7 protein-coding genes and 1 tRNA gene are annotated in these 6505 nt (G+C 68.1%); 2 read left to right on the forward strand and 6 right to left on the reverse strand.

Translation table 11 applies throughout. The features are described from left to right. Nucleotides 1-561: 561 nt before the first annotated feature. Nucleotides 562-789: a hypothetical protein gene (locus tag Vse01_RS29005; RefSeq protein WP_093411487.1), complete on the forward strand. Its 228-nt coding sequence runs from the start codon at nucleotides 562-564 to the stop codon at nucleotides 787-789. Nucleotides 790-794: 5 nt separating this feature from the next. On the opposite strand, the gene Vse01_RS29010 is transcribed toward Vse01_RS29005, so the two are convergent. The 6 genes from Vse01_RS29010 to Vse01_RS29035 form a co-directional block, all read right to left on the reverse strand. After that, nucleotides 795-1592, reverse strand: coding sequence for a carbon-nitrogen hydrolase family protein (locus Vse01_RS29010; protein ID WP_093411500.1), 798 nt, complete (start codon nucleotides 1590-1592; stop codon nucleotides 795-797). Between the two features lie 133 nt (nucleotides 1593-1725). Then, the gene (gene clpX, locus Vse01_RS29015; RefSeq protein ID WP_093411490.1) at nucleotides 1726-3021 is read right to left on the reverse strand and encodes an ATP-dependent Clp protease ATP-binding subunit ClpX; all 1296 of its coding nucleotides are present in this window, start codon (nucleotides 3019-3021) and stop codon (nucleotides 1726-1728) included. A gap of 206 nt (nucleotides 3022-3227) precedes the next feature. Next, nucleotides 3228-3890 (reverse strand): ATP-dependent Clp protease proteolytic subunit, encoded by a 663-nt coding sequence (locus tag Vse01_RS29020; RefSeq protein ID WP_093411492.1) that lies wholly within the window; start codon nucleotides 3888-3890, stop codon nucleotides 3228-3230. Between the two features lie 14 nt (nucleotides 3891-3904). Then, nucleotides 3905-4546 carry a ClpP family protease gene (locus Vse01_RS29025; RefSeq protein WP_093411495.1) on the reverse strand — a complete coding sequence of 214 codons (642 nt, stop codon included), beginning with the start codon at nucleotides 4544-4546 and terminating at the stop codon, nucleotides 3905-3907. A gap of 169 nt (nucleotides 4547-4715) precedes the next feature. Continuing rightward, nucleotides 4716-6062: a trigger factor gene (gene tig / locus Vse01_RS29030; RefSeq protein WP_170863650.1), complete on the reverse strand. Its 1347-nt coding sequence runs from the start codon at nucleotides 6060-6062 to the stop codon at nucleotides 4716-4718. Nucleotides 6063-6219: 157 nt separating this feature from the next. Beyond that, a tRNA-Pro gene (locus Vse01_RS29035) sits at nucleotides 6220-6293 on the reverse strand. A 16-nt stretch (nucleotides 6294-6309) separates the two neighbouring features. Between Vse01_RS29035 and Vse01_RS29040 the strand changes: the two genes are divergently transcribed. Then, nucleotides 6310-6505: hypothetical protein (locus Vse01_RS29040; RefSeq protein ID WP_204019277.1), on the forward strand; the 196-nt coding region annotated here is incomplete at its 3' end.

The following is a 6505-nucleotide window of genomic DNA, read 5'->3' on the forward strand; positions in this document are numbered from 1 at the left end:
GAACCCGGGGCCTCATTTGAGGAACCGCGTCCGGGGCAACCGCTCCAAACTATCCGAACTGCGTTCCGAGGTCAACCTGAGCAATCAGGCTTCTCGCAACTCGCTCGGGGCCCACGCCATCGCCCACCTTGCGGTGTCAGCGACTATCGTGGAGAACCGCAGACCGGCCGATCATCACTCAGGACAACCCGCCCGGCTCCTGCCGGCTCCAGAACCCTACCCGGTCGGCTTCGCGATCGCAACTCCATCTCGCAGAGTCGCTCCACACCGCCCGGCCTCAGCTCCGCGTAGACTGGTCTTCGCGTTGCTGGCGCCCGTTCTCGGCCGGTTTGCCCGGCCTCCCGCGTGCAGAGAGAAAGTTACGCGGACACCCCCGAGAAGGCAAATCATCGTTCATCGATGCGGAGTTTGAGTGCAGTGGACGCTGGTCGGGTGGCATCCCTGTGTTCGGTCCCGGCCGACGGCTCGGCTCACCGAAGTCGGTTCGGGTACGGGCGCGGTCTCCGCTGGTGTCTCCCCGCAGACGGCCATGAGGGGTTCCGACGTGCCAGAGTGTCAGGCATGGATGACGTGTCCCGGCCCGTAAGCCCGGTCCTCGCCGAGGACGCGCTGCTCGGTCTGCTGTTACCGATATGGCAACTGCTCATCGGGGCCTTCGTGCTCTTCGCGGTCCTGGTCTCGATCGGCCGTCTGGCCCGACGTGGCCCCTCCAGGATGAGCACCGCTCTCCTGATCACCGCAGCCGCCATCGCCGGCTTCGCGCTTGTCGGCGTACTACTTCAGGGATAGCGGCGTCAGAGCCGGCGATTCGCCAGGCTCGGCAGCTCGGCACGGATCCGGTCCAGGCAGCTCAGGTCGATGTCGGTCACCGCGAGCCCCGGACCGTCGGGCACCTGGGACAGCACTGTCCCCCAGGGGTCAATCACCATGCTCCGCCCGTAACAGGTGCGGCCGGGTTCGTGGTCACCGGTCTGCCCGGCTGCCGCGACGAAGCACTGGTTCTCGATCGCGCGGGCTCGCAGCAGCACCTCCCAGTGGTCTCTCCCGGTGTGCATCATGAAAGCCGCCGGCACCACCAGCAGATGGGCGGCACCAACGGTGGCCAGTTGCCGGTAAAGCTCCGGGAAGCGCAGGTCGTAGCAGATGGACAGGCCCACCCGTAACCCTTCGACGTCAACCACGACCGGCTGCTCCCCGGGCGCCACAGTCGCCGACTCCCGATAGGAAACGCGGCCGGGAATCTCCACGTCGTACAGGTGGATCTTGCGGTAGGAGGCGGCGAGCGTACCCGAACGGTCGAAGACCAGCGTGGTGTTCCAGGTGCGGTCCGGGTCGGGGCCGGCCTCGTGGAAGGAGCCGGCGATCAGCCAGATCCCGAGCCGGCGCGCCGCGGCAGCGAAGAACCCGCCCACGCGGCCGGCCGCGGACTCCGGCGCGGGCATCCCGGCGCCTGGGCCGAGGTAGTCGACATACTCCGGCAGCAACACCAGGTCCGCGCCGGCGCCGGCAGCGCGTTCGATGAGAGTTTCCGCGGCGGCGAGGTTCGCCTCTCGGTCATCCCGGGAGTTCAGCTGGCAGACGGCGACGCGCATGGCTGCCAGCGTACGGGTGGACGGTGGCCAGCCGCAGTGTGCGGTCGCGGGAAACTCGTCCAGCAGCACGGCGGTCGCCGCCGCCCGCGTCTCGCCGCCGCTGGCGTCGGGTAGACCGAGCCACCGGTCGAGTTCAGGCGGACTTCTCCTCGCGCTCGCGCCGGGCACGGCGCCCCGTGAACTCACGCGGAACGATGGTCGGGTTCACGTTCTCCAGTACCGCCTCACGAGTGATCAGCACCCGGGCGGCATCAGGATTGCTGGGCACCTCGTACATCACAGAGAGCAGCACCTCCTCCATGATGGCGCGCAGCCCACGAGCGCCGGTGCCACGCAGCATCGCCTGGTCGGCGATCGCTTCGAGGGCGGGCCGCTCGAACTCCAACTCGACGCCGTCCAGCTCAAACAGGCGCTGGTACTGCCGGACCAGGGCGTTGCGCGGCTCGGTGAGGATCCTCACCAGCGCCGTGCGGTCCAGGCTCCGGACACTCGTGATCACCGGCAGTCGGCCGATGAACTCGGGAATCAGCCCGAACTTGAGCATGTCCTCCGGCATCACCTGGCTGAAGATGTCATCGGTGGAGCGGTCCGAGACGGCGCGCAGCCGGGCACCGAAGCCGGTGCCCCCATGGCCGGTACGCGCCTCGATGATCTGATCCAGGCCGGCGAAGGCACCACCGCAGATGAACAGCACGTTTGTGGTGTCGATCTGGATGAACTCCTGGTGGGGGTGCTTGCGACCGCCCTGCGGGGGCACGTTCGCGACGGTGCCCTCAAGCATCTTCAGCAGGGCCTGCTGCACGCCCTCACCGGAGACGTCACGGGTGATCGACGGGTTCTCCGACTTGCGGGCGATCTTGTCGACCTCGTCGATGTAGATGATGCCGGTCTCGGCCCGCTTGATGTCGTAGTCCGCTGCCTGGATCAGCTTGAGGAGGATGTTCTCCACGTCCTCACCGACATAGCCGGCCTCGGTGAGGGCGGTGGCATCGGCGATCGCGAAGGGCACGTTCAACATCCGGGCCAGGGTCTGCGCCAGGTGGGTCTTGCCACAACCGGTCGGGCCCAGCAGCAGGATGTTCGACTTGGCCAGTTCCACCCCGTCGTTGCCGGCGCCCGGCGCGCCGGCCGCCTCGGCCTGGATCCGCTTGTAGTGGTTGTAGACCGCGACGGCGAGGGCCTTCTTGGCCCCCTCCTGCCCCACGACGTAGTTGTCGAGGAACTGGCAGATCTCCATCGGCTTGGGAAGCTCTTCCCACTTCACCTCGCCGGACTCGGCCAGCTCCTCTTCGATGATCTCGTTGCAGAGATCGATGCACTCGTCGCAGATGTAGACCCCAGGGCCCGCGATGAGCTTCTTGACCTGCTTCTGCGACTTCCCGCAGAAGGAGCATTTCAGTAGGTCGCCGCCGTCACCGATCCGTGCCACCTACGTTCTCCCTGCACTCATCGGCCGGAGCCCCGGCCACGACCTGCGGACGCTGACGCTCCGCCCGTCTTCTATCGCCCGCCGGTCGCCCGGCGAAGCGGTACGGACCCGACGTTACCCGCTGCCGGAGGTTTCTCCGACCCCCAAAACGGGTGTGTCAGAGGTCGGTCGGCAACGAGCCCGACCGACCTCTGACCCGGTAGGGGTCAGCTGGCCGCGTTCGCGGCCAACAGACCCTTCTTACGACTGGTGAGGATCGTGTCGACCAGCCCGTACTCGCGGGCCTCCTCGGCCGTCATGATCTTGTCGCGGTCGATGTCCTTGCGAACCAGGTCGACCGGGCGGTTGCAGTGCCGGGAGAGCATCTCCTCCAGCTGGGTGCGCATCCGCAGAATCTCCTTGGCCTGGATCTCGATGTCCGAGCCCTGCCCGTAGCCGCCCTCGGTGGCCGGCTGGTGGATGATGATGCGGGAGTTCGGCAGGGCCATCCGCTTGCCCGGAGTGCCCGCCGAGAGCAGCACCGCAGCAGCCGAGGCGGCCTGGCCGAGGCAGACCGTCGAAATGTCCGGCCGGACGTACTGCATGGTGTCGTAGATCGCCGTCATGGCGGTGAACGAACCACCCGGCGAGTTGATGTACATGATGATGTCCCGGTCGGGGTCCGTCCCCTCCAGGGTGAGCAACTGGGCCATCACGTCGTTGGCCGACGCGTCGTCCACCTGCACGCCGAGGAAGATGATGCGGTCCTCGAAGAGCTTGTTGTACGGGTTGGACTCCTTGACCCCGTACGACGTGCGCTCGACGAACGACGGCAGAACATAGCGGTTGTGCACGGCCGCGAACTGGGGCGGCAGGCTGAGGTCGGTCATCGTCTGCTCCTCGATCAGCTCAGGGTCCCGGCGCCCTCGGGAACCTGAGCGGCACCCGTGATCACCTTGTCGATGAAGCCGTAGTCGACGGCCTCCTGGGCGGTGAACCAGCGGTCCCGGTCCGAGTCCGCCTCGATCTGCGCCGGCTGCTGACCGGTGTGGTAGGCGACGCGCTCCTGGAACATCCGCTTGGTGTACAGCATCTGCTCGGCCTGGATCGCGATGTCGGCGGCGGTGCCGCCCATCCCGCCGGAGGGCTGGTGCATCATGATCCGGGCGTGCGGCAGGGCGTAACGCTTGCCCTTCGTGCCCGCGCAGAGCAGCAGCTGGCCCATGGACGCGGCCATGCCCATCGCCACGGTCGACACATCGTTGTCGATGAACTGCATCGTGTCGTAGATGGCCATGCCGGAGTAGACCGAGCCACCGGGCGAGTTGATCCAGAGGTTGATGTCGCGGTCCGGGTCTTCCGCGGCGAGCAGCAGCAGCTGCGCGCAGATGCGGTTGGCGACCTGGTCGGTCACCTCGCTGCCCAGGAAGACGATCCGCTCCTTGAGCAACCGGTTGTAGACCGAGTCGTCGAGGTTGCCAATGGTGTCACCGCCGCGGGCGTCGATCGCCCGTAGCGGCTTCGCTGGGATGTGCATGTCGGTCATGGCAGCCCTTCGCTCTCCGTACCGTCGTGTCCGACACTAACCGCTGGGCCGGTCGCCGGACTCCCGGTCCGGGCACTGTTCGCTCTCAGCGCAGCAGGCCGAAGGCGTACCCGGAAAGGGATTGGGCCACCACCCACCGCGACCGGCGGACGGTGGCCCCATCCGGCGATCAGTGCTCGTGCGAGTGCTCCTGCTCGCTCGCCTCACGCAGCGCGTCCATGGTCACCTCGTTGCCGGCCGAGTCCTTGATCGTGATGCGCTCCATCACCGAGGCGAGGGCCTTGCCCCGCCGGACGTCGCCGTAGACCGCGCCGGCAGTACCGGAGCGAACAAGCTGGTCGTAGTACTGCTGGGGGGCCATACCGGCGCGCTGGGCGCGGTGGACGATCTCGTGACCGAACTCGTCGTCGGAAACCTGCACGTCCTCGGCGTCGGCGAGGGTGTCGAGCAGCAACTGCACCTTCACGCCCTGGGTGGCGGCGTCGGTCAGCTCGGCGTCGATCTGCTCCTCGGTCTTCTCCTCGGCGGCGAGGTAGTCCTCCATCGAGGCGCCGATGCGCTCCAGCTGGTCGGCCATCGCCTCCTTGCGACTCTCCACCTCGTCGCGAATCACGCCTTCCGGCGCCGGCACGTCGGCGGCCGCGACAAGCTGCTCCAGGGCCTTGTCCCGAGCGGCGTAGATCTGCTCGACCCGCTTGCCCCGGGTGACCCGCTCGCGCAGGTCCGCCCGCAGCTCCTCGATGGTGTCGAACTCGCTGGCGAGCTGGGCGAACTCGTCGTCCAGCTCGGGCAGCTCCTTCTCCTTGACGGTACGCACGGTCACCAGCACCTCGGCGTCGCGGCCGGCGAAGTCGCCGCCCACCAGCTGGGTGGTGAAGGTGGTGTCCTCACCGGCGGAGAGACCCACGACCGCCTCGTCAAGCCCCGGCAGGAGCTGCTTGCTGCCCACCTCGTGCGAGATGTTGCTGGCCGAACCGCCCGGCACCTCCTCGCCGTCGACGGTCGCCCGCAGGTCGATCTGGACGTAGTCGCCCTCGGCCGCGGCGCGCTCGACGGTCTTCAGGGTGGCGAAACGCTCACGCAGCCCGTTCACCTGCTCGTCGATCTCGCTGTCGTCGATCTGCAGCTCGTCGACGGTGACCTCGATCGAGGCCAGGTCGGGCACGGTGATCTCCGGCCGGACGTCCACCTCGGCGGTGAAATTGAGGGAGTCACCGTCATTGAACTCGGTGATGTCGACCTCGGGACGGCCCAGCGTCTTCAGGTCGTGCTCCCGGACCGCGGCGAGGATGTTCTGCGGGATCGCCTCCTGCACCGCCTCGTTGAGCACGGTGCCCCGGCCGACCCGCTGATCGATGATCGCCGGCGGCACCTTCCCCTTACGGAAGCCGGGGATCTGGATCTGCTGGCCGATCTCCCGGTACGCCTTCTTGAGGCTCGGCTCGAGCTCGACGAACGGCACCTCGATGGCGAGCCGCACGCGCGTCGGGCTCAGAGTCTCGACGGTGCTCTTCACAGGCGTACTCCTTGACGGATCTCGGTTGAATCTGGGCACACTTTCGGCCCATCGAGTGTAGGCGAACCGACACGGCGGACCAGCAGCACCCGGGGCCGGCTGCGGGCATGCCCCGCGTGCCGGTCGTCCGGGTGCCGCCGTCCGGTGCTTGCGGCAGTCGGGGTGGCGGGATTTGAACCCACGGCCCCTCGCTCCCAAAGCGAGTGCGCTACCAAGCTGCGCCACACCCCGTGGCGACGAGCAGTCTATGCCGTCCCTCCGACAACCGGCTGCCGGGGCGTCCCCCAACGCGCCGAACGAGGACGAACCGGGCACCAGCACTCCGCGCGGGTCGGCGCGGGTCGGCGCGGGTCGGCGCGGGTCGGCGCGGGTCGGCGCGGGTCGGCGCGGGTCGGCGCGGGTCGGCGCGGGTCGGCGGGTCGGCGGGTCGGCGGGTCGGCGGG

Origin of the sequence: Micromonospora sediminimaris (assembly GCF_016863575.1) — a bacterium.
GTDB classification, from domain to species: domain Bacteria; phylum Actinomycetota; class Actinomycetes; order Mycobacteriales; family Micromonosporaceae; genus Micromonospora; species Micromonospora sediminimaris.

Bases quoted from the DNA above. Each gene is read 5' to 3' on its own strand.
- Vse01_RS29005 (WP_093411487.1), top strand. From the start codon at position 562: ATGGATGACGTGTCCCGGCCCGTAAGCCCGGTCCTCGCCGAGGACGCG.
- Vse01_RS29010 (WP_093411500.1), bottom strand. From the start codon at position 1,592: ATGCGCGTCGCCGTCTGCCAGCTGAACTCCCGGGATGACCGAGAGGCG.
- Vse01_RS29020 (WP_093411492.1), bottom strand. From the start codon at position 3,890: ATGACCGACCTCAGCCTGCCGCCCCAGTTCGCGGCCGTGCACAACCGC.
- Vse01_RS29025 (WP_093411495.1), bottom strand. From the start codon at position 4,546: ATGACCGACATGCACATCCCAGCGAAGCCGCTACGGGCGATCGACGCC.